This is a genomic window from Kitasatospora sp. NPDC049285 (genome assembly GCF_040678815.1).
GTDB lineage: Bacteria > Actinomycetota > Actinomycetes > Streptomycetales > Streptomycetaceae > Kitasatospora.
In genome coordinates, this window is the sequence record NZ_JBFAQR010000023.1 from 90108 (window position 1) to 109247 (window position 19140).

Annotated in this window: 19 protein-coding genes; 12 read left to right on the forward strand and 7 right to left on the reverse strand. The window is 74.4% G+C overall.

Going from position 1 to position 19140, the window contains the following annotated elements; translation table 11 throughout:
- Window positions 1-41 precede the first annotated feature (41 nt).
- On the forward strand, window positions 42-680 hold the full coding sequence (locus AB0K51_RS17350; RefSeq protein ID WP_363455597.1) for a GNAT family N-acetyltransferase: 639 nt from the start codon (window positions 42-44) through the stop codon (window positions 678-680).
- Between the two features lie 59 nt (window positions 681-739).
- The gene (locus AB0K51_RS17355) at window positions 740-1366 is read left to right on the forward strand and encodes a hypothetical protein (RefSeq protein ID WP_363455600.1); all 627 of its coding nucleotides are present in this window, start codon (window positions 740-742) and stop codon (window positions 1364-1366) included.
- Between the two features lie 7 nt (window positions 1367-1373).
- Here the strand turns inward: AB0K51_RS17355 and AB0K51_RS17360 are convergent, their stop codons facing one another.
- The 4 genes from AB0K51_RS17360 to AB0K51_RS17375 form a co-directional block, all read right to left on the reverse strand.
- Window positions 1374-3098, reverse strand: coding sequence for a tetratricopeptide repeat protein (locus AB0K51_RS17360; RefSeq protein ID WP_363455603.1), 1725 nt, complete (start codon window positions 3096-3098; stop codon window positions 1374-1376).
- Window positions 3095-3538, reverse strand: a complete 444-nt coding sequence (locus AB0K51_RS17365; RefSeq protein WP_363455606.1) for a hypothetical protein — start codon at window positions 3536-3538, stop codon at window positions 3095-3097. Before AB0K51_RS17365 ends, AB0K51_RS17360 begins: the two co-directional genes overlap by 4 nt.
- Window positions 3539-3646: 108 nt before the next feature.
- Window positions 3647-4066: a hypothetical protein gene (locus AB0K51_RS17370; RefSeq protein ID WP_363455608.1), complete on the reverse strand. Its 420-nt coding sequence runs from the start codon at window positions 4064-4066 to the stop codon at window positions 3647-3649.
- Between the two features lie 98 nt (window positions 4067-4164).
- Window positions 4165-4587, reverse strand: a complete 423-nt coding sequence (locus tag AB0K51_RS17375; RefSeq protein WP_363455609.1) for a hypothetical protein — start codon at window positions 4585-4587, stop codon at window positions 4165-4167.
- 285 nt (window positions 4588-4872) lie between these two features.
- On the opposite strand from AB0K51_RS17375, the gene helR reads away from it, so the two are divergent.
- Together helR and AB0K51_RS17385 are read left to right on the forward strand one after the other, a co-directional pair.
- Window positions 4873-7053 carry an RNA polymerase recycling motor ATPase HelR gene (helR, locus tag AB0K51_RS17380; protein WP_363455612.1) on the forward strand — a complete coding sequence of 727 codons (2181 nt, stop codon included), beginning with the start codon at window positions 4873-4875 and terminating at the stop codon, window positions 7051-7053.
- Window positions 7050-8048: an alpha/beta hydrolase fold domain-containing protein gene (locus AB0K51_RS17385; RefSeq protein ID WP_363455614.1), complete on the forward strand. Its 999-nt coding sequence runs from the start codon at window positions 7050-7052 to the stop codon at window positions 8046-8048. The genes helR and AB0K51_RS17385 overlap by 4 nt, the downstream gene beginning before the upstream one ends.
- A gap of 3 nt (window positions 8049-8051) precedes the next feature.
- On the opposite strand, the gene AB0K51_RS17390 is transcribed toward AB0K51_RS17385, so the two are convergent.
- Window positions 8052-8885: a hypothetical protein gene (locus AB0K51_RS17390; RefSeq protein WP_363455617.1), complete on the reverse strand. Its 834-nt coding sequence runs from the start codon at window positions 8883-8885 to the stop codon at window positions 8052-8054.
- A 133-nt stretch (window positions 8886-9018) separates the two neighbouring features.
- Complete coding sequence (locus AB0K51_RS17395) at window positions 9019-9561, reverse strand: pyridoxamine 5'-phosphate oxidase family protein (RefSeq protein ID WP_363455620.1); 543 nt, start codon at window positions 9559-9561, stop codon at window positions 9019-9021.
- A gap of 152 nt (window positions 9562-9713) precedes the next feature.
- On the opposite strand from AB0K51_RS17395, the gene AB0K51_RS17400 reads away from it, so the two are divergent.
- From AB0K51_RS17400 to AB0K51_RS17415, 4 genes are all read left to right on the forward strand, one after another.
- On the forward strand, window positions 9714-10607 hold the full coding sequence (locus tag AB0K51_RS17400; RefSeq protein ID WP_363455623.1) for a metal-dependent hydrolase: 894 nt from the start codon (window positions 9714-9716) through the stop codon (window positions 10605-10607).
- A gap of 106 nt (window positions 10608-10713) precedes the next feature.
- Window positions 10714-11799 (forward strand): PDR/VanB family oxidoreductase, encoded by a 1086-nt coding sequence (locus AB0K51_RS17405; RefSeq protein ID WP_363455626.1) that lies wholly within the window; start codon window positions 10714-10716, stop codon window positions 11797-11799.
- Between the two features lies 1 nt (window position 11800).
- The gene (locus tag AB0K51_RS17410) at window positions 11801-12646 is read left to right on the forward strand and encodes a M24 family metallopeptidase (RefSeq protein WP_363455629.1); all 846 of its coding nucleotides are present in this window, start codon (window positions 11801-11803) and stop codon (window positions 12644-12646) included.
- Window positions 12643-14364, forward strand: a complete 1722-nt coding sequence (locus AB0K51_RS17415) for an SDR family oxidoreductase (protein WP_363455632.1) — start codon at window positions 12643-12645, stop codon at window positions 14362-14364. Before AB0K51_RS17410 ends, AB0K51_RS17415 begins: the two co-directional genes overlap by 4 nt.
- 85 nt (window positions 14365-14449) lie before the next feature.
- Here the strand turns inward: AB0K51_RS17415 and AB0K51_RS17420 are convergent, their stop codons facing one another.
- Window positions 14450-16381, reverse strand: a complete 1932-nt coding sequence (locus AB0K51_RS17420; protein ID WP_363455634.1) for a cellulase family glycosylhydrolase — start codon at window positions 16379-16381, stop codon at window positions 14450-14452.
- 196 nt (window positions 16382-16577) lie between these two features.
- Between AB0K51_RS17420 and AB0K51_RS17425 the strand changes: the two genes are divergently transcribed.
- From AB0K51_RS17425 to AB0K51_RS17440, 4 genes are all read left to right on the forward strand, one after another.
- Window positions 16578-17408 carry a DUF3626 domain-containing protein gene (locus tag AB0K51_RS17425; protein WP_363455637.1) on the forward strand — a complete coding sequence of 277 codons (831 nt, stop codon included), beginning with the start codon at window positions 16578-16580 and terminating at the stop codon, window positions 17406-17408.
- Window positions 17409-17419: 11 nt separating this feature from the next.
- Entirely contained in the window at window positions 17420-18046 is a 627-nt protein-coding gene (locus tag AB0K51_RS17430) for a LysE family translocator (RefSeq protein ID WP_363455639.1), read from the forward strand.
- Between the two features lie 70 nt (window positions 18047-18116).
- The gene (locus AB0K51_RS17435) at window positions 18117-18845 is read left to right on the forward strand and encodes a serine/threonine-protein kinase (protein ID WP_363455642.1); all 729 of its coding nucleotides are present in this window, start codon (window positions 18117-18119) and stop codon (window positions 18843-18845) included.
- The gene (locus tag AB0K51_RS17440) at window positions 18811-18927 is read left to right on the forward strand and encodes a hypothetical protein (protein ID WP_363455645.1); all 117 of its coding nucleotides are present in this window, start codon (window positions 18811-18813) and stop codon (window positions 18925-18927) included. The genes AB0K51_RS17435 and AB0K51_RS17440 overlap by 35 nt, the downstream gene beginning before the upstream one ends.
- The last annotated feature ends 213 nt before the right edge of the window (window positions 18928-19140 follow it).

Consider the following 19140-nt stretch of genomic DNA (forward strand, 5'->3'; position numbering starts at 1 on the left):
GAGGACTTGTGGGAGCGTTCCCAACCCGGGGAGCATGAGGCATGAGCGAACCGCTGCGCCGTCCCGTCATCCGGCCCTACCGACCCGCCGACCGGGCCGACCTGTTCGACATCTGCGTCCGCACCGGGGACGCCGGCGGCGACGCCACCGGGACCTACCCCGACCGGGACCTGCTGCCGACCGTCTTCGCCGCGCCCTACGCCGAACTCGAACCGGACCTCGCCTTCGTCCTCGACGACGGCACCCGCGCCGTCGGCTACGTCCTGGGCGCCGCCGACACCCCCGCCTTCGTCCGGCGCTTCCGCGAGGAGTGGCTCCCGCGCGTCACCGACCGCTACCCGCCGCCGTCCGGCCCGCCGCGCACCCCCAGCGAGGAGATGATCGGCCTGCTGCACACCCCCGAACGGCTCCTGCTCCCCGAACTCGCCGCCTACCCCGCCCACCTGCACATCGACCTCCTGCCCAGCCACCAGCGCGCCGGCCACGGCCGCGCCCTGATGGCCACCCTGCTGGCCGCGCTCGCGGCGAAGGGCGTCCCCCGCGTCCACCTCGGCATGGTCACCGCCAACACCCCCGCCCGCGCCTTCTACGACCGCCTCGGCTTCCACCCCGTCGCCGTCCCCGACCCGGGCCCGCTCACCTACCTCGGCCGGACCACCGACACCCGCGCGCTGTCGTAACTTCCTGCCACCATACGGTCGTTGACTTGTCCGACCGGTTCGCTCCGAAGGGTCCCGCGATGTCCGAGCCGTACTCCGCGATGGCGCAGCTGCACCTCGAACCCGAGGCGCTGCGCCGCTACCTCGCCACGCCCGTGCGCGGCAACCGGTGGGACGACTGGGACTCCCTGACCGGCTGGTACGACGCGGACGGCGAGGCCCGCGGCCTGCCGTACGCGCTCCACCCGGAGCCCGACCTGTCGACCGTCGACCACTGGCTGTCCGACCCGGACGACGACCACCGGGCCCAGCTGCGGACCTTCCTGCGCACCGCCGAGGAACCCGAACTGGCCCGGCTCGCCTACGACCCGGCCCGCGCCACGCTCACCCTGGTCAACCTCACCGTCGCCGCCGAGTCCTTCCGCAACCCGCTGTGGTTCCTCGCCCTGATCCGCGCCGCCACCCCCCACCTCGACCCCCGCGGCGGCTTCGCCGTCGTGCGCAACTACATCTGGCCCGGCCCCCACGACCGCCACACCCTCGCCGCGCTGCGCCTCACCCGCGGCACCTCCCGCCCCCTGCACCCCGTCACCGACGCCCACGCCTACCAGGCCGCCACCCGAGCCGCCGACGCGGCCTTCGACGCCACGGGACTGGACGAGACGGCGGGCGAAGCCGACGCGGTGGCCTGCCTGGACCGTCTCTGACCGACCGTCAGAAGGGCTCGTGGGGCCGGCCGGCCATCGCCGCCCGCACCACGGAGAGGCTGCGGCGCACGCCCAGGCTGTCCGGATGGGTGGCGCCGAAGACCTCCTCGACCTGGGGCAGCAGGGCTTCGTAGAGGGGGAGGGCGCTGTCGAGTTCCCCGGCCTGGGCGTAGGCGGCGGCGAGGTTGGCCCGGGTCGTCAGGAGGTCGGGGTGGGTGTCCCCGAGGGCCTGCGCGCGCCGGGCGAGGACGGTCCGGTAGAGCGGGACGGCGCGGTCGAGGTCCCCGACCATGTGGTAGCTGTGGGCGAGGTTGCCGACCGCTGCGAGGGTGTCGGGGTGGGCGTCGCCGAGGACCTCCTGCGCGTGCGCGAGGTTGGCCTGCCGCAGCACGACGGTGTGCGCTTCGTGGCCCTGGACGCGCAGGTACTGGGCCGCGGTGTCGTAGAGAGCGTCCACGGCGTCGTTCCGGTGCCCCGCCGGCCTGGTGCCGGCCAGCGCGAACAGCTGCGGCATCAGCACGTCCCAGAGGGCGGCCGCGTTCCCGGTCGGGGGACCGAGCGGGACCAGGACGTCGAGGAGGGCCTGCTCGGCGGCCCGGCGTCCGGCGGGTGAGCCGTCGGGTTCGGTCGGTGCGGTGACACGCAGGACGGTCTGGACGAGCCGGTGGACGCTGACGGCGTGTCGGGTGACGGTGGCCATGGTGTAGGCGCCGAGCAGGCCGAGGGCCTCGTGGAGGTCGTCGGGGTCCGCGCCGGGGTCCTCGAGCAGCGCCACCGGGATGTAGTCGGGCGCGAGCCAGGCGAGGGTGCGGAGGGTGTCGACGGCGAGCGGGTTGCGGGCGGCGAGGGCCCGCAGGGTCTGCGTCCAGATGCGGGCGATGGTGCGTTCGGCGTCGATGCCGTCGGCCGCCTTGTCGAGCTTGCGGGCAAGCCGCTCGCGGTAGGCGTCGACGGTGGTCGCCGGGTTCTGCCGGAGATAGCCGCCGGCCTGTTCGAGGGCGAGCGGCAGGTACCCCAACTCGGCTGCCAGCACGGCGGCTTGCCGTTGCTCGTGCGGGGTGGGCGGGCCGCCGGGGAAGGCGGACGAGCAGAGCAGGTCGGTGGCCTCGTCCGGGGCGAGGGTGCCGAGCGCGTAGGCCGGGACGCTGTGGGGCCAGCCGGTGGCGCGGCGGGTGGTGATCAGGTGGTGGCCGCCGCTGAGGGCGCCGAGGTAGGGGTCGAGGTCGGCGGGGGCCTCGGCGTTGTCGAAGACCAGCAGCCAGCCGGGGTGCCACTGCAGCCAGGTGGTGGCCCAGGCGCAGCGTTCGTCCGGGGCGGCCCGTCCGGCCCAGGCGGGGAACAGTTTCAGGGCGAGGGCGCCGAGGGACTGCTCGATGCGGGCGGGCGAGTCGGCGTTGATCCACCAGATGACGCCGTACTCGCCGCGGTGCCGGTGGGCGTAGGCCAGGGCGAGGGTGGTCTTGCCGATGCCGCCGAGCCCGTGGACGGCCGGGGTCTGGGTGATCGCGGTGCCGCCGCCGGTGGCCAGGGTGCGCTCCAGCCAGCCGAGGTCGACCTCGCGGCCGACGCACACCGGGACCGGGGCGAGGTTGCTCAGGCCGGGTGGCGCCTGGATGTCGCGGGCCGCGTTCAGGACCTCGGGCGGCAGGGCGACGGTGGAGACGTCGCCGGTGAAGGCGTTGGTGACGTGCTGCGCGGCGACCGACCGCTCACCGGATGCCTCGGTGCTCACGCACCGGTCCCGGGAGCGGGCGGGGGCGGGGTGACCCGGTTGTGGTTGCCGGTGATGACGGTGCCGATGGTGTGGGCGGCGATCGAGTGGCTGCCCGAGGCGGTGATCGTCACGGACCCGGGGACCGGCCGGGGCAGCAACGCGGCGATCTCGCCCAGGAGTTCGGGGTCCTCGCGCAGGGCGCGCTTGACCTGCCGGCGCAGGGCGGCGGCATCGGGGTCGGTGTCCTCGGCGGCGTCCTGTACGGCGTCCTCGATCGCCGCCCGGGCGGCGGCGGGGCGGCGGCGCCAGACGGCCTGGAGGATGCGCTGCCCGAGGTCGGCGCTCGCGTCCACGGCGGCGTCCTCCGCCCGGGTGAGCACCGCCCCGCCGTAGGCGCTCAGGGCCGAGGCCAGGTACGGACCGGCCTGCTCCACCAGCTGCACGATCTCCGTGCTCATCCCCGCCGCCCTCTCCTGGCCGAACTCGGCTTCTCCACGCGCCCTATGACGGAGCGTAGACCGAAGGCGCGGGCCGGGTTCGGTGATTCGGCGAGGACCGCCGGGGCATCACGCCCGGGTCGGGCGCAGGCGCAGCCGGGTGCGGCGGGCGGCGGTGGCGGCGACCGCGAGCGCGAGGACCGCGGCGGGCAGCGGCCAGGGGCCGGTGCGGGCGTCGGACAGCGTGGAGCCCAGGAGGGCGCAGCCGGCGGCGGCGGCGAGGACGGACTCGAAGGGGAGCGCCTCGCGCGGGGAGTCGGGAACGAGGGCGAGGTACAGCATCGGCCAGATGGTGAGGTACCCGAGGCCGAATCCGAGCCAGGTGGAGAGCCCGACGAGCTGGCCGGGCCCGCGGTTGACCAGGCCGGTGGCGAAGAGGTCGCCGGCCAGGACGAAGAGGGTCGCGCCGAGAAGCAGTCCGACGGTGCGGGCGGGGCCGAGCGGCGGCGTGCTGCGGCCGGTCGGGGCGGCGGAGGCGGGCGTGCTCATCTGCGGATCGTGACGGGGCGGCGTGAGCGCGGGGCGGCAGCGCGTCGGGGTCCGGGTGGACGCCGGGTGAACAGCGGGCGGTGCGCCCGGGGCGGGCGTCAGTCCGCCGTGATGCCCCAGTAGCCGACGGCGTCCGGGGCGCCACCCCGGTGGAGGATCACGCAGTGGCCGGCGGCGCGGTCGGGCCAGGGCAGGGCGTCGGTGTGCATCGCGTCGAGCCACTCGGCGAGGGTGGGGCGGCCGGTGGGGCACCAGGGGGTGATCTCGGCGGGGGTGAGGGGCCGCATGGAGGGGCCGTCGCCCGGGTGGGTGGGGTCGACGAGGCGGACCTGGTCGAGTACGGTGCCGGTTCCGCCGGTGAAGACGTACTCGTGCCAGTCCTCGTCCCGCCAGAGCTGATCGATCGTCAGGCCGGTGAAGCCGTGGTCGTCGCGGGCCAGCTCCTCGTCCTGGGCCCGGCGGAAGGCGGCCGCGAGATCGGGCAGGTACGGGCCCGTCTGGTGCCAGCCGTTGCCGCCCATGGTGGTGCTCCCTCGGATCCGTGGTGATCGACGAGGTGGAGCGTACCGGGAGCCGCCGACACGCCCGGGGGCGGACGGGCCCGGAGAACACGAAGGGCAAGGAAGCCGTTCCGCTTCTCTTGCCGTATCCAACTTATAGCGCATGGGGGGCCTTGCGGCAAGGCCCCCTCGGTGGCGCACAATCGCTCACCTGAGCCGGGAAACCCGCGCAATGTGCACAGAACGGGGCAATCCGTGCCGGATGGTGCGGAGCGGGCGCGGACGGCGTGGATCGGAGTTGATGAGGTGAATCCCCTGACGACTGGTGTGTTCGAACTGCCGGAGCGGCTGGCGGCGAAGGCGGACCCGGTGTTGATCGCCGCGGACGAGCGGCACTTCGTCGCGGTGGCGGAGACGCTGGAGCGGAACATCGCCGAGTTGAGCGGGAGGCTGGAGGAGGTGCTGCGCCGCCCGGGCGGGGCGGGCCGGGCGGCGATGGACCGCGACAACGAGGTGCACCAGCTGGGCAGCCGGCTGCGGACGCTGCGGCGGTTCGGGGCGGACCTGTGCCTGGGGCGGATCGTGCACGAGGGCGCGGACGAGCCGGTGTACGTCGGACGGCTCGGGCTCGCCGACGAGGACGGGCGGCGGCTGCTGGTGGACTGGCGCTCGCCCGCGGCGGAGCCGTTCTTCGCGGCGACGCACGCCAAGCCGATGGGCCTGGCCAGCCGGCGGCGCTACCGCTGGCAGCGCGGGCGGATCGGCGACTACTGGGACGAGGTGTTCACGGCCGAGGGCCTGGAGGGGCACGCGGCCCTGGACGACCAGTCCGCGTTCATCGCCAGCCTGGGGAGCTCCCGGTCGGCGCGGATGCGGGACGTGCTGGCCACCATCCAGGCCGACCAGGACGCGATCATCCGGGCCGGTTCGCGCGGCGCGCTGGTGGTGGACGGCGGGCCGGGCACCGGCAAGACCGTGGTGGCGCTGCACCGCACGGCGCACCTGCTGTACTCGGACCCGCGGCTCGGGCACCGCCGCGGCGGGGTGCTGTTCGTCGGCCCGCACCAGCCGTACCTGGCGTACGTGGCCGACGTGCTGCCCAGCCTCGGCGAGGAGGGCGTGCAGACCTGCACCGTGCGCGACCTGGTCGCCGAGGGGGCGGACGCCGGGCCGGAGGCCGATCCCGAGGTGGCGCGGCTCAAGGCGTCCGCGGGGATGGTGAAGGCGGCGGTGGAGGCGGCCGTCCGGGTCTACGAGGAGCCGCCGGCCGAGGGCCGCAAGCTCGTCACCGACTGGTACGAGCTGTGGGTCGACCCCGAGGACTGGTCGGAGGCCTTCGCCGCGCCCGGCCCGGGGACGCCGCACAACGAGGCCCGGGACCAGATCCTGGAAGAGCTGATCACCATCCTGCTGGAGAAGAACCAGGACGCCTTCGAGGAGGAGGACGGCGGGATCTCGCCCGAGCTGCTGCGCCGCGCGCTGCGCAAGGACCGGGAACTGCTCGGCGCGCTGCACCGGGCCTGGCCGATCCTCGAACCGACCGACCTGGTGGGCGACCTGTGGACGGTCCCCGCGTACCTGCGGCTGTGCGCGCCGTGGCTCACCCGGGAGGAGGTCCGGACGCTGCAGCGGGCGGACCCGCAGGCCTGGACGGTCTCCGACCTGCCGCTGCTGGACGCCGCCCGGCAGCGGCTCGGCGACCCCGGGGCCGACCGGCGGATGCGCCGGCACCGGGCCCGGGTCGCGGCCGACCGGGAGGAGATGGAGCGGGTGATCGAGAACCTGGTCCAGGCCGACCTGGACGGCGAGGGCGCGGTGGCGATGTTCCGGGTCGGCGACCTGCAGGAGGCGCTGGTCGACGAGAGCGCCCCGCCGCCCGTCGACCCGGACCTGCTGGCCGGGCCGTTCGCCCACATCGTGGTCGACGAGGCGCAGGAACTCACCGACGCGGAGTGGCAGATGCTGCTGCTGCGCTGCCCGTCCCGCTCCTTCACCATCGTCGGCGACCGCGCGCAGGCCCGGCACGGGTTCACCGAGAGCTGGACCGAGCGGCTGGAACGGATCGGCCTGGACCGGATCGAACTCACCTCACTGAGCGTCAACTACCGGACGCCCGAGGAGGTGATGGCCGAGGCCGAGCCGGTCATCCGGGCCGCCCTGCCGGACGCCAACGTGCCGACCTCGATCCGCCGCAGCGGCCTGCCGGTGCGCTACGGCGCCGCCGCCGAGCGGGACGCCGTGCTGGCCGAGTGGCTGGCCGCGCACACCGAGGGCGTGGCGTGCGTGATCGGCGACCCCGGTTACCCGGGGACGGCGCGGGTGCGCTCGCTCAGCCCCGAGCTGACGAAGGGTCTGGAGTTCGACCTGGTGGTGCTGGTCGACCCGGAGTCCTTCGGCGACGGCATCGAGGGCGCGGTGGACCGCTACGTGGCGATGACCCGGGCGACCGGCGAACTGGTGATCCTGCGGAGCCGAACGGACCGATGAGGCAACGAGGAGAGGCGACGGCGGGCGCCGAGAGGCGCGCCGCCGAGCCCTACGTCGACCCGGAACTGGCGGCCGCCCTGGCCGCCCGCGGCGGCGTGCCGGAGCCGCTCACACCGGAGCGGCTGGCCGGGTGGCAGCGCCGGGACGCCGCGGCCCGGCCGCGGCCGACGGTCGGTCAACTCGCCGACGGCGGGCGGTTCGAGGTCGCCGAGTACGACACCGGCCGGGTGCGGCTGGTCTGCGCCCGGCCGACCGGGGCGGACGGCCTGCTGCCGGTGCTCTACTACCTGCACGGCGGCGGGATGGTGAGCGGCAACGCGTGGTCGGTGCTGCCCCGGCTGCTGCGCGAGTGGGCGCAGCCGCTGCGGCTCGCGGTGGTCTCGGCGGAGTACCGGCTGGCGCCCGCCGCCCGGCACCTGGAACCGGTGCAGGACTGCCGGGACGGGATGCACTGGGTGGTCGAGAACGCCGGACGGCTGGGCCTGGACGCCGGGCGGACCGTGCTCGGCGGCAAGAGCGCGGGCGGCGGGCTGGCGGCCGGGCTGGCCCTGCTGCTGCGCGACACGGGCGGCCCGGCGCCGATCGGGCAGCTGCTGCTCAGCCCGATGCTCGACGACCGCGGGACCAGCCGGTCCGCCCGCCAGGCGGCCGGGCACGACACCTGGGACCGCACCTCCAACGCCACCGCCTGGCAGGCGCTGCTGGGCGAGCGGTACGGCACCGCCGAGGTGTCCCCGTACGCCGCCCCGGCCCGGGCGGGCGACCGGGACGAACTCGGCGCTCTGCCGCCCGCCTACCTGGAGGTGGGCTCGGCGGAGACCTTCCGGGACGAGGTGACGGCCTACGCGGACGGGCTGTGGCGGTGCGGCGGGAGCGCCGAACTGCACGTGTGGCCGGGCGCGTTCCACGGCTTCGACACGCTGGCGCCGGAGGCGGCGGTCAGCCGACAGGCCCGGGCCGCGCGCACGGCGTGGCTGCGCCGGGCCCTGGGGTGACCGTCAGCCCGGGCTGATCAGCCGCTGCTTGGCCAGGGCGAACTCGTCGGGGGTCAGCCCGCCGTCCCGGTGCAGGCGGTGCAGCCGTTCGAGCTGGGACAGGAGGTCGCTCGCGTCCTGCGGGGCGCCGGGCGGGACGTCCTGCGGGGCGTCCGGCTCGTCGACCTCGACGCGCAGGTCGGCGGGCCGGTCGGGCAGGTAGCGGACGGTGGCGCCCAGGCCGGCGCGGGGACGGGCGTACGCGGGGAAGCCGTGCGGGTGCTCCACGGTGTGCTCCGCGCCGTCCGCTTCGGTGTAACGCAGCGTCAGGGTGGTCCGGAACCGGCCCTCGTCCGAGGTCTCCGAGGGCTTGGCGACCGCGACCACCGTCGCGCGGGCGACCAGGCCCTCGGTGTGCAGCCGCTGCTCCCGCAGGGCGTCCTCGCGTCGGCGGGTCAGGTCGGCCAGGCCGTTGCGGCGGTCGGCCCGGGCGGTGGCGACGGCGCCGAGCGCACCGACCAGGGCCAGGCCGAGCCCCCACGCCCCGCCCGTGCCGCCGGCCGACGCGGCGGCGAGCACCAGGGCCAGGGCGGCGAGCGTCGAGGTCCCGGCCCCGAGGACCGGCCAGACCCGGTCGCCGCCCCGGGCCAGCGCCGCGCCGGACAGGAACGCCAGGAAGGCGAGCACCAGCAGCAGGCCGGCGTAGACGGCGCCCTCCCCGCCCGGCGTCGCGCGCTGCGCCCGGCCCGCGGCCCAGCCGCCGGCCGCGACCAGCGCGGCGAAGACGCCGATGGCGGTCCAGCGCGCGCCGGAGAGTCCGGGCCAGCGGGGCTCCGGCGGGATCACGACCTCGTCCATGGCGCGATGGTAGCGGGGCCGCGCACTGGTCCAGACCACCTGCGGTGAACGGCCGGTGGCGAACCGGGGACGGGCGGGCCGCGACGGTGACGCGCCATCAGGTCGGCTCGCCCGGACGGGGGGTGGGCGCTGGTCAGCCCGGCAGGACGGTGGTGGCCCAGCCGCTCGCGGCGGTGCGGGTGTAGCGGAGGCGGAGGTGGCGGCGCTCGGGGTGGCCCTGCCAGAACTCGGCGGTGACGGGGTGGAGGGCGTAGCAGTGCAGGGCGGGGGAGGAGGTGGCGCGGTCGGGCTCGGGGCGGACGGGGCCGCGCAGGCGGACCTGGCGGCCGTGCTGCGGCCAGTAGACGGTGAGCGCGGCGTCCGGGCGGGCGGTGAACTGGACCGCCTTGGGGGAGTCCGGTTCGGTCCAGAAGTGCCAGGCGGCGGCGGACTCGTCGACGTCGCGCAGGACCAGCACCCGGGCGTCGGGGCGGCCCTCGGCGTCGACCGTGGAGAGGGTCACCACCTGGGCGTCCGGGACGCCGGCCGCGAGGGCGTCCAGCAGCCAGGCGGTGAACAGCGTCGCCGGGTCCGCGGGGGCGGCGGCCGGGTCGAGCGGCGGCAATGCGCGGGTGGGGAGCACCGGGTGGGCGATCAGCGCGCGGACCAGCGGGGTCGGTTCGGTGCGGTGCGGCATGCGGGGCTCCCGGTTCGGCTGGGGTCACCCTAGCGGGCGGCTTATTAGACGCGATGTTGATAAGAAGTGTCGAAACCCTTGTCGACCCCACTACCCGCGAGTAGTTTGCCCCTGAGCCCGACACTCCACCCGCCGGTCAGGAGTCACCCCCCATGCCCCGTTCCACCGCCGACGTCGCCGTGCACGACAACCTGGTCCTCGAACCGCGCGACGTGCACTTCGACTGGTCCCAGCTGCCGCTGCACTGGATCCCCGACGAGCCCATGGCCACCCACACCATCAACGTGCTCCACCTGCTGCTCCCCGAGGGCGAGCGGTGGTTCGTCAAGGTGTTCAAGGAGGCGCTGCCGCTGATCCGAGACGAGCAGCTGCGCGAGGAGGTGCTGGGCTTCATCGGGCAGGAGGCGATCCACGCCGAGGCCCACCAGGAGGTGCTCGACCACCTGCTCGGCCAGGGCCTCGACCCGCGGCCGTACGTCCGGCAGGTCAGCTGGCTGTTCCGCCGGGTGCTCGGCGACAAGCCCGGGCTGACCGCCCGTCAGCGCCGCGAGAACGTCATCGAACGGGTCGCCTTCGTCGCCGCGATCGAGCACTTCACCGCCTTCCTCGGCAACTGGGCCCTCAACTCGCCCGGCCTGGACCGCGCCAAGGCCGACCCCACCATGCTCGACCTGCTGCGCTGGCACGGCGCGGAGGAGGTCGAGCACCGCAGCGTCGCCTTCGACCTGATGCGCCACCTCGACCCCGGGTACCTGCGCCGGATCCGCGGTATGGCCGTCTCCGGACCGCTCCTCATCCACCTGTGGATCCGCGGCACCCGCTTCATGCTCGCCGCCGACCCGTCGCTGCACGGGAGCATCGTGCCGACCTGGCGCGAGGCCGGGCGCGCCGCGAGGCGCGGCCTGCTGCCGGAGCCGGTGCGGTTCCTCCGCTCGGCGCTGCGCTACTTCGGCCCCGGCTACCACCCGACCCGGGAGGGGAGCTCCTCGCAGGCGCTCGCATACCTGGCGACCTCGCCCGCGTCGCGCGCGGCGGCCACGCACTAGGGCCTGTCTTCACACTGCCGTCGCAGCCCCGCGTCGGGAAGACAGGCCCTAGCGGCCCGCCCTCGCGCCCCCGACCGTCCCCCCTTCTCCTCCGGAGCCGTGTTCTATGGATCTCTCGACCCCGCCGCCCGACCTGTACGGCCGACCGAGGGCGGATCGGTTCTTCCAGCGGTTGACCTCGTTCGGCGACTGGTACAGCCCGGCGCTGGGGCGGCCGGGACTGCGGCGCAGCCCGCGGCGGCCCCAGGCGCGCGCGGTGCCACCGCTGCACCTGGTGGTGACCTCGCACGAGACGGTCGCCGACGGGGTGGTGGAGCTGCGGCTGAAGGACCCGTCCGGCGGGATGCTGCCGTCGTGGCAGCCGGGCGCCCGGCTGCTGGTGACGCTGCCCTCGGGGCGCGAGCGGCACTACTCGCTGTGCGGCGACCCCGCGGACCGGCACGGCTACCGGATCGCGGTGCGGCGGATCGCGGACGGCGGCGGCGGATCGGTGGAGATCCACGACGAGCTGCACGTGGGGGTGCGGCTGCGGGTGCGCCGGCCGCGGAACGGGTTCGCCTTCTGCGGGGAGGAGAAGGTGCTCTTCCTGGCCGGCGGGATCGGCGTCACCCCGCTGCTGCCGATGGCCCGGGCCGCCCAACTCGCGGGCCTCGACTGGCGGTTGGTGCACACCGGCCGGACCGCGCAGGCGCTGCCGTTCACCGCGGAGCTGAAGGCGCTGGACCCGTCGCGGGTGGAGATCCGCACCGACGACGTGCACGGCGTCCCGGACGCGGCACAGCTGCTGGCGGGCGCGCCGCCCGGCGCGGCGGTGTACGTCTGCGGGCCCGCGCCGATGCTGGTGGCGGTGCAGCGGGCGCTGGACGCCTCGCCGGCGACGGCGCTGCACTACGAGCGGTTCGGGGCGGCGCCGATCCTGGACGGCCGGCCGTTCACCGTCCGACTCGGCGCCGACGGCGAGACGTTGACCGTTCCGGCGGACCGCTCGGCGCTGGACGTGGTGCGCGAGGTGCGGCCGGAGCTGGCGTACTCGTGCAAGCAGGGGTTCTGCGGGACGTGCGTGCTGAAGGTGGCGTCGGGGACGCCAGAGCACCGCGACCGCCGACTGACCGACGAACAGCGCGCGGCCGGCCTGGTGCTGCCGTGCGTGTCCCGGGCCGGCGAGGGCGAGACCCTCGTCCTGGAGGTGTGAGATGAAGCACGACCTGCCGCAGTTCCCGTTCGAGGAGCGGGACCTGGCGAGGTTCCGGGAGGTCCAGCAGCTCGCGTACCACTGCGCGGAGCAGGTCGCGGCCTGGATCGAGCCCGGGGTGACGGAGCGTCAGGCGACCGCGAAGCTGCGGCGCTGCCTGGTGCAGGAGGGCGTGCAGGACTTCTTCCACGTGCCCTTCGCCTGGTTCGGCGACCGGACGGCGTTCCGGCACTTCCACACCCCGCTGCAGTTCTTCGCGGGCTCCCGGGTGCTCGAGGAGGGCATGCCCTACGTGCTGGACTGCGCGCCGGTGGTCGACGGGTACACCGCGGACATCGGCTACGGCGGCAAGGTCGGCGAGAACGCCGTCTGGGACCGGCTGGCGCAGGACCTGAAGGTCTACCGGGAGCTGATCCTGCGTGAGGTGAAGGCGCGCCGGACCCTCTCCGAGGTGTACGCGGCGGTGGACGCGCAGATCGCCGCGCACGGCTACGACAACCGCCACCAGGTCTACCCGGGCCGGGTGATCGGCCACCAGGTGACCCGCACGACCGCCCGCGGCCCGGCCGGGGTGAACCTGTTCGGCTTCGGAGTGCGTACGCTGCAGACCCTGGGACGCGAGCTGGTCAAGGAACGCCTCGAAGGCCGCTCCCCGCTCTGGGCCGGCGGCAAGGCCTCCCGCCACGCCCCGACACCCGGCCTGTGGGCGGTCGAACCGCACATCGGCTTCCGGGAGGTGGGCATCAAGTTCGAGGAACTCCTCGTCGTCACCGACGACGACGCGTTCTGGCTCGACGACGACCTGCCGCACGTGCGGCGCTGGGCACTCCTGGAGGACGCCGCATGACCGAGATCCGCCGAAGCACCGTCAACTCCGGTGGTCTGACGCTGGCCGTGTACGAGCAGGGCGACCCGGCGAACCCCACCGTGGTGCTGGTGCACGGGTATCCGGACGACCACAGTGTGTGGCATGACGTGGCCGCCGATCTGGCGGTCGACCACCATGTGGTGCGGTACGACACGCGCGGTTCGGGGGCTTCCGGGGTGCCGGCGCGGCGGGAGGACTACCGGCTGGAGCTGCTCGGGCAGGACCTGTTCGCGGTGGCGGACGCCGTCAGCCCGGACCGGCCGGTGCACGTGGTCGCGCACGACTGGGGCAGCGTGCAGTCGTGGGAGGCGATCACCACGCCCGGCTCGTACCGGCGGATCGCCAGCTACACCACGATGTCCGGGCCGTGCCTGGACCACATGGGCCACTGGATCCGGCACCGGCTGCGCCGCCCGACGCCCCGTCACCTCGGCCAGCTGCTGCGGCAGGGCCTGCACTCCTGGTACATCGGCCTGTTCCACCTGCCGGTGCTCGCCCCCGCCGCCTGGCGGCTCGGCCTGGCCCGGCTGTGGCCGCGGGTGCTGCACGACCTGGAGGCGGTCACCCCGCGGGTCGGGCACCCGCAGCCGACGCTGGCCAGGGACGCCGTGCACGGCATCGAGCTGTACCGGGCCAACATGCGGCCCGCGGTCTCCCGCCCGCGGGAGCGGTTCACCGAGGTGCCGGTGCAGCTGATCACCCTGCAGCGCGACCACTACGTCTCCGACTTCCTCTCCGAGGGGCTGGAGCAGTGGGTGCCGCGGCTGACCCGGCGCGCGGTGAACGCCACCCACTGGTCGGCGCTGCTGGAGAAGGGCCCGGCGATCGCCGGCCTGGTCCGCGAGTTCGCCGCCCGCGACCACACCGACCCGGTGCAGGAGCCGTCCGGCGGCGGGGAGCTGGTGGTGGTCACCGGAGGCGGCAGCGGCATCGGCCGGGCCACCGCGCTGGCCTTCGCCGACCGGGGCGCCCGGGTGGTGGTCTGCGACCGCGACCTGCCCGCGGCGCAGCGCACCGCCGAACTCTGCGCGCTGTCCGGCGTCAAGGCCGCCGCGTACCAGGTGGACGTCAGCGACGGAGCCGCGGTGGACGCCTTCGCCCGGCAGGTCGCCGTCGACTTCGGGGTGCCCGACGTGGTGGTCAACAACGCGGGCATCGGCCACTCCGGCACCTTCCTGGAGACCACCGAGGAGGAGTGGCGGCGGGTCCTGGACGTCAACCTGTGGGGCGTCATCCACGGCTGCCGGGCCTTCGGCGAGCTGATGGTCGAGCGCGGCCAGGGCGGACACATCGTCAACCTGGCCTCCGCCGCGGCCTACCTGCCGTCCAAGGTGCTCGCCGCGTACGCCACCTCGAAGGCCGCCGTCTACATGCTCTCCGACTGCCTGCGCGCCGAACTCGCCCCGCACCGGATCGGCGTCTCCACGATCTGCCCCGGCATCGTCAACACCAACATCACCCGGACCACGACCTTCTCCGGCCTCGGCGACGCCGAAGTCGCCGACAAGCAGGCGAAGGTGTCCAAGATGTACGCCCGCCGGGGCTTCCCGCCGGAGAAGGTCGCCGCGGAGATCGTGCGCGCCGTCCGCACCGGCAAGCCCGTCGTCCCGGTCACCGTCGAGGCCAAGGCGGCCCGACTGCTGGGGCGGCTCAGCCCCGGGCTGCTGCGCAAGGCGGCCCAGATCAACGCGGGCTGACGCGGCGTCGGTTCGCCGCAAGAACAAGGAGCGGGGGAACGGCGGTGCGGCCCGGGGGTCGCACCGCCGTTCGTGCTGCCGGAGTTCAGCCGAGCGGGCGGCAGAGTACGGCGTCCGGGACGCCGTAGTGCAGCCACTTCCAGGTGTAGGCGACGCCGGCCAGGTACTCGTTGTCGGCGCACTGGCCCTTGTAGGAGCCCGGCGCCCAGTCGCTCGCCTGCGAGCCGCCAGTCGCGGGCCGGTTGTCGCCGTGGTCGAACCAGACGTTGCGGCCGCCGGTGGGCAGCGGCGCGGCGGCCGGGGCGCAGAGCAGGGCGGACATCGCGTTGGAGCGGACGCTGTAGCCGACCGCGAAGGTGTTGTCGGGGCACTGGAGCTTGTTGTAGCCCGACGCCCAGTCGGACCTGACGTACCGTTCGTCGGTGACGGTCACCCAGTCGCCCGCGGCGGTGGCGGGCTCGGTGGCGTCCGTGCACAGGCCCCGGGAGGAGCCGCGTCCCAGGCCGACCACGCGCTGGCCGTCCGGGCAGTTCGCCTTGCGGTTGCCGCCGCTCCAGTCCGGCAGGGAGAGCATGCGGCGGGAGACGTCGAAGTCGGCGTGGTCGAGGTCCAGCAGGTTCCAGTGTGTCACGGGGGCGATCCGGCCGGTGGCGGACGGGGCGCTGACCAGCCGGTTCCAGTACTCGGCGCGCCAGTCGCCCGGGTCCTCCAGGCTGAGCGCGCGGCCCGCGGTGTCGAAGTGCAGCAGCGCCCAACTGTCGTTCGGGACACCGGCGTTCTGCCAGCCGACCAGTGGCCAGATGGCGAAGTCGGTGTCGTGGGCGGCCAGGATCGCGGTGAAGGCGTCGAACCAGGCGTGCTCCTTGGCGTCGGTGTCGCCGCGCCCGCCGGCGCCGAACTCGCTGATCCACACGGGGGCGGTGAAGTGCTGGCCGGACTGGGTGACGAACAGCGCCTCGTCGTCGACCACCTGGGCCAGCTGGTCGGGGGTGAAGTCCTGGTAGCGCGGGTCACCGGTGGAGCCGGGGCCGCTGCCCGCACCGGTGTTGGCCGGGCCTGTGTAGCCGTAGAAGTGCGCCGAGTAGACCAGCTTGCCGGAGTCGATCAGCGTGTGGGACAGGGTGCGGACCGGGGTGAGCTGCGGCCGGCCGTGGCTGAACCCGGCGGCCGGGATGCCGTACCAGTTGATGCCCTCCATCACGACCAGCATGTCCGGGTCGGCCTGGAGGATCCGGTTGCCCGCCTCCTCGAAGGCGGAGAACTCGTCGTGGGCGTCGCCCAGGCCCCAGTTGGGGTCGTCCCAGGTGTCGCGGCGGACCTCGTTGCGCAGGTCGGCGCCGACCACCCGCTTGTTCGCCTTGTAGCGGTTGACCAGGAACACCCAGTCGTCCTCCCAGGCCTGCGTGGACTGGCCGCTGTTCCAGCGCTCGTTGCCGTCCAGGCCGCAGCAGAACCGGTAGCTGGTGGTGTGGTTGTTGAGGATCACCGCGAATCCGTCGGCGGTCAGCGCCGCCACCACCGCGTCGTAGACCTGCAGCGGGGTCCGGCCGCGCAGCTGCGGGTTGGCGGTCACCGCCGCGTCCGGGACCGCCGCGGTGTCGTGGATCAGCGCGTTGGCGAACGGCAGCCGGACGCTGTTGATCCCCAGCCGGTGGAACCCGGCCAGGATGTCCGCCATCGGCGCCCGGTCCAGCCCCAGCGGGATGTTGTACGAGACCTGCCCGGCCTGGTTGTTCGCCGGGTCGGTGGTCGACCCGCTGCCCTCCCAGGTCCCCTGCGCGCCGGCCCAGTTGCCGGCCTTCAGCTTGAATCGGCCGCCGTTCGCGTCGACGATGTACCGGCCCCGGGTGCTGAGCGGACCGGTCCAGGACGCGGCCAGCTGCGGCCCGGTGAGGACGGCGGGGGCGCCGGTCGCCGTGGAGGCGGCGACGGCGGCGGTCGTGGTGGTCAGCGTGAGGCTGATCGAGAGGGCGGCACCGGCCGCCAGGACGCGTTGGAGCAAGCTCTTCATGGCCATCCCGAGAGGGTGAGGGGAAGGGTGGCGGCGCATCGGCCCGCCCGCGCCCCAGGTCGTGCGGAGCGGTCCGGCGCGGCGGCGGGCCAGGACCTTACTACCCGTCAGTAGGTGTCTGGACAAGTCCCGGTGTCGAACATTCGGCGCCCAGGAGAAAACCGGCTGCACCGCGGTTCGCCCGGGCGGCAGACTCGCCTGCATGAACGCCGTCGAGGACCTCGCCCTGCGCCACGTGGCCGCCCGCAGCACCGGCGGCCCCCTGCCCCCCGGGCTGGACGTCACCCTGCACTTCCACCCCGACCGGCTGATCGCCGGCCGCCCGATCCTCGCGTCGATGGCCGAGGACGGCGTCTACCGCTCCCAGTTCTCCACCGGGACCAGCAACGGCGGCCTCACCGCCCACCCCGGCGGCGACCGCTGGCACTGGGAGAGCCGGATGTTCGGCGGCGCGTACGACGACGCCCCCGCCGAGCGCCGCCCCGTCTACGGCGCGCTCAACCACCGCCGCAGCCCGTACGGCGGCGCGCCCCGGTTCGGCTCCGGGTACTTCCGGCTCACCGCCGCCACCCTGCACCGGGCCACCTTCTGCTACCCCGACAGCGTGCTGGACCCCGAGGACTTCGGCACCGCCGCCGCCATGGCGCTGATCGCGCTCGCCGAGGCCGACACCCGGGACGCGCTCGACGACTACGTCGAGGCGCACCTGCACGGCCCGGTCCGCCTCGCCGACCACGTCGACGCGCTCGTCCTCGACCCGTGCTTCCGCGACACCGAGGTGGAGGCCGCCGCCCGGCTGCTGCCCTGCCGCCTCGAATGGCACCCCGGCTACCTGCTCACCGTCGAGGAGCTCGCCCGCCACCCCGACTACCGCGGACCCGGGTTCACCGCCCTCGGCGCCGAACTCGCCCGCGACGGCGTCCTCGACGCCCGGCTGATCGGCGCCGCCGCCCGCGCCGGCCGGCACGACCCGCAGGACCTGAAGCGGGTCTGGCACCTCCTCGCCCGCTACGGGCGCCGGGCCGTTTCGTAGGATGGCGGTCCATGGACCTGACGACCGCCCTGGCCTCCTTCGCCCTCGTGGTGGGCCTGCTGACGCTCACCCCCGGACTCGACACCGCGCTCATCCTGCGGACCGCCGCCCTCGGTGAGCGGCGCCGCGCCTGGGGCGTCGTGCTCGGCATCCAGACCGGCACACTGCTGTGGGGAGCCGCCTCCTCGGCCGGCATCAGCGTGCTGCTGACCGCCTCCCGGGCCGCGTACGAGACGCTGCGCTGGGCCGGCGTGTGCTACCTGCTGTGGATGGGCGTGCAGATGCTGCGCTCCCGGGGCGGCGCGGTGGACGAGGCCGCCGGGACCGCGGCGGCCCACGGCGGGCTGTGGGACGGGTGGCGGCGCGGCACGCTGACCAACCTGCTCAACCCCAAGGTCGGGGTGTTCTACGTCGCCGTGCTGCCGCAGTTCATCCCCGCCGGTGCGCCGCACCTGGCCACCGGCGTGCTGCTGACCTGCGTGCACGTGGCCGAGGGCACGCTCTGGTCGGCCGTGCTCATCGCCTTCGCGCACACGCTGCGCGGGTGGCTGCGCCGCCCCGCCGCCCGCCGCGTGCTCGACCGGGTCACCGGGGTCGCCGTCCTGGGCTTCGGCGTCAGACTGGCACTGGCCGACTGAGCGGACGGCATGTCAGCACCCTTGCAGATTAAGGCCGTTCGGCTCTCCGGCGCCGCCTAGAGTGCTGACTGTGACCGAGGAGCCGGAACTCATCGCGGGCCGCTACCAGTTGGTGGAGCGCATCGGGCAGGGCGGGATGGGCCGGGTCTGGCTCGGCCTGGACCGGCAGCTGTTCGACCGCGAGGTGGCGGTCAAGGAGATCCTCTTCCCGCGCGGGCTGGAGGACGCCGAACGGGCCCTGCTGCTGCAGCGGTTCACCAGCGAGGCGCGCGCGGCGGCGATCCTCAGCCACCCCGGCATCGTCACCATCCACGACGTGGTCGAGCACCGCGGCGCGCCCGTCATCGTGATGGAGTTCGTCCGCGGCCGCTCGCTCGCCGCCGAACTCCGCGAACACGGCCCCCTGTCGGTCCGGCGGACCGCCGAGATCGGCGCCGCCCTGCTGGGCGCCCTCACCGCCGCCCACGACGCCGGGATCGTGCACCGCGACCTCAAGCCCGACAACATCCTGCTGGCCCGCGACCGCACCGTCCTCACCGACTTCGGCATCGCCCACCTCGCCGACGCCACCACCAGGCTGAGCCACAGCGGCACCGTGATCGGCACCCCGCTCTACATGCCGCCCGAGCAGTTCGAAGGCAAGCGCCCCACCCCCGCCAACGACCTGTGGGCCCTCGGGGCCACCCTCTACCACGCCGTCGAAGGCCACCCGCCGTTCGACGAGGACGGTGCTGGCCGAGATGCAGCGCGTTTCCTTCGACGGCGTGACCGGACCCGTCACCTTCGACCCCTACGGTGACACCACCAACCGCCAGTTCTCCGTCTACACGGTGCAGAGCGGAGGCTGGGAGTTCACCACGTCGGACGCCTACCGGCCCTGACCGGAGGGACTCCTCGAACCGGTGTCCTGCGAGATCGTGCTAGCACGTGATCGAACTTCATGGGAGGCTGCTTCCCGCTCGGGGGGGCTTGGAGCCGTCCTGGGCTGCACATTCATCGCAGACGAGGACTCAAAGACCATGACCAGACCGATATCGGTCACCCCGGGCCGGCGGTGGCTGGCCGGGGCGGTGACGACGGCGCTCGCCGCCGCG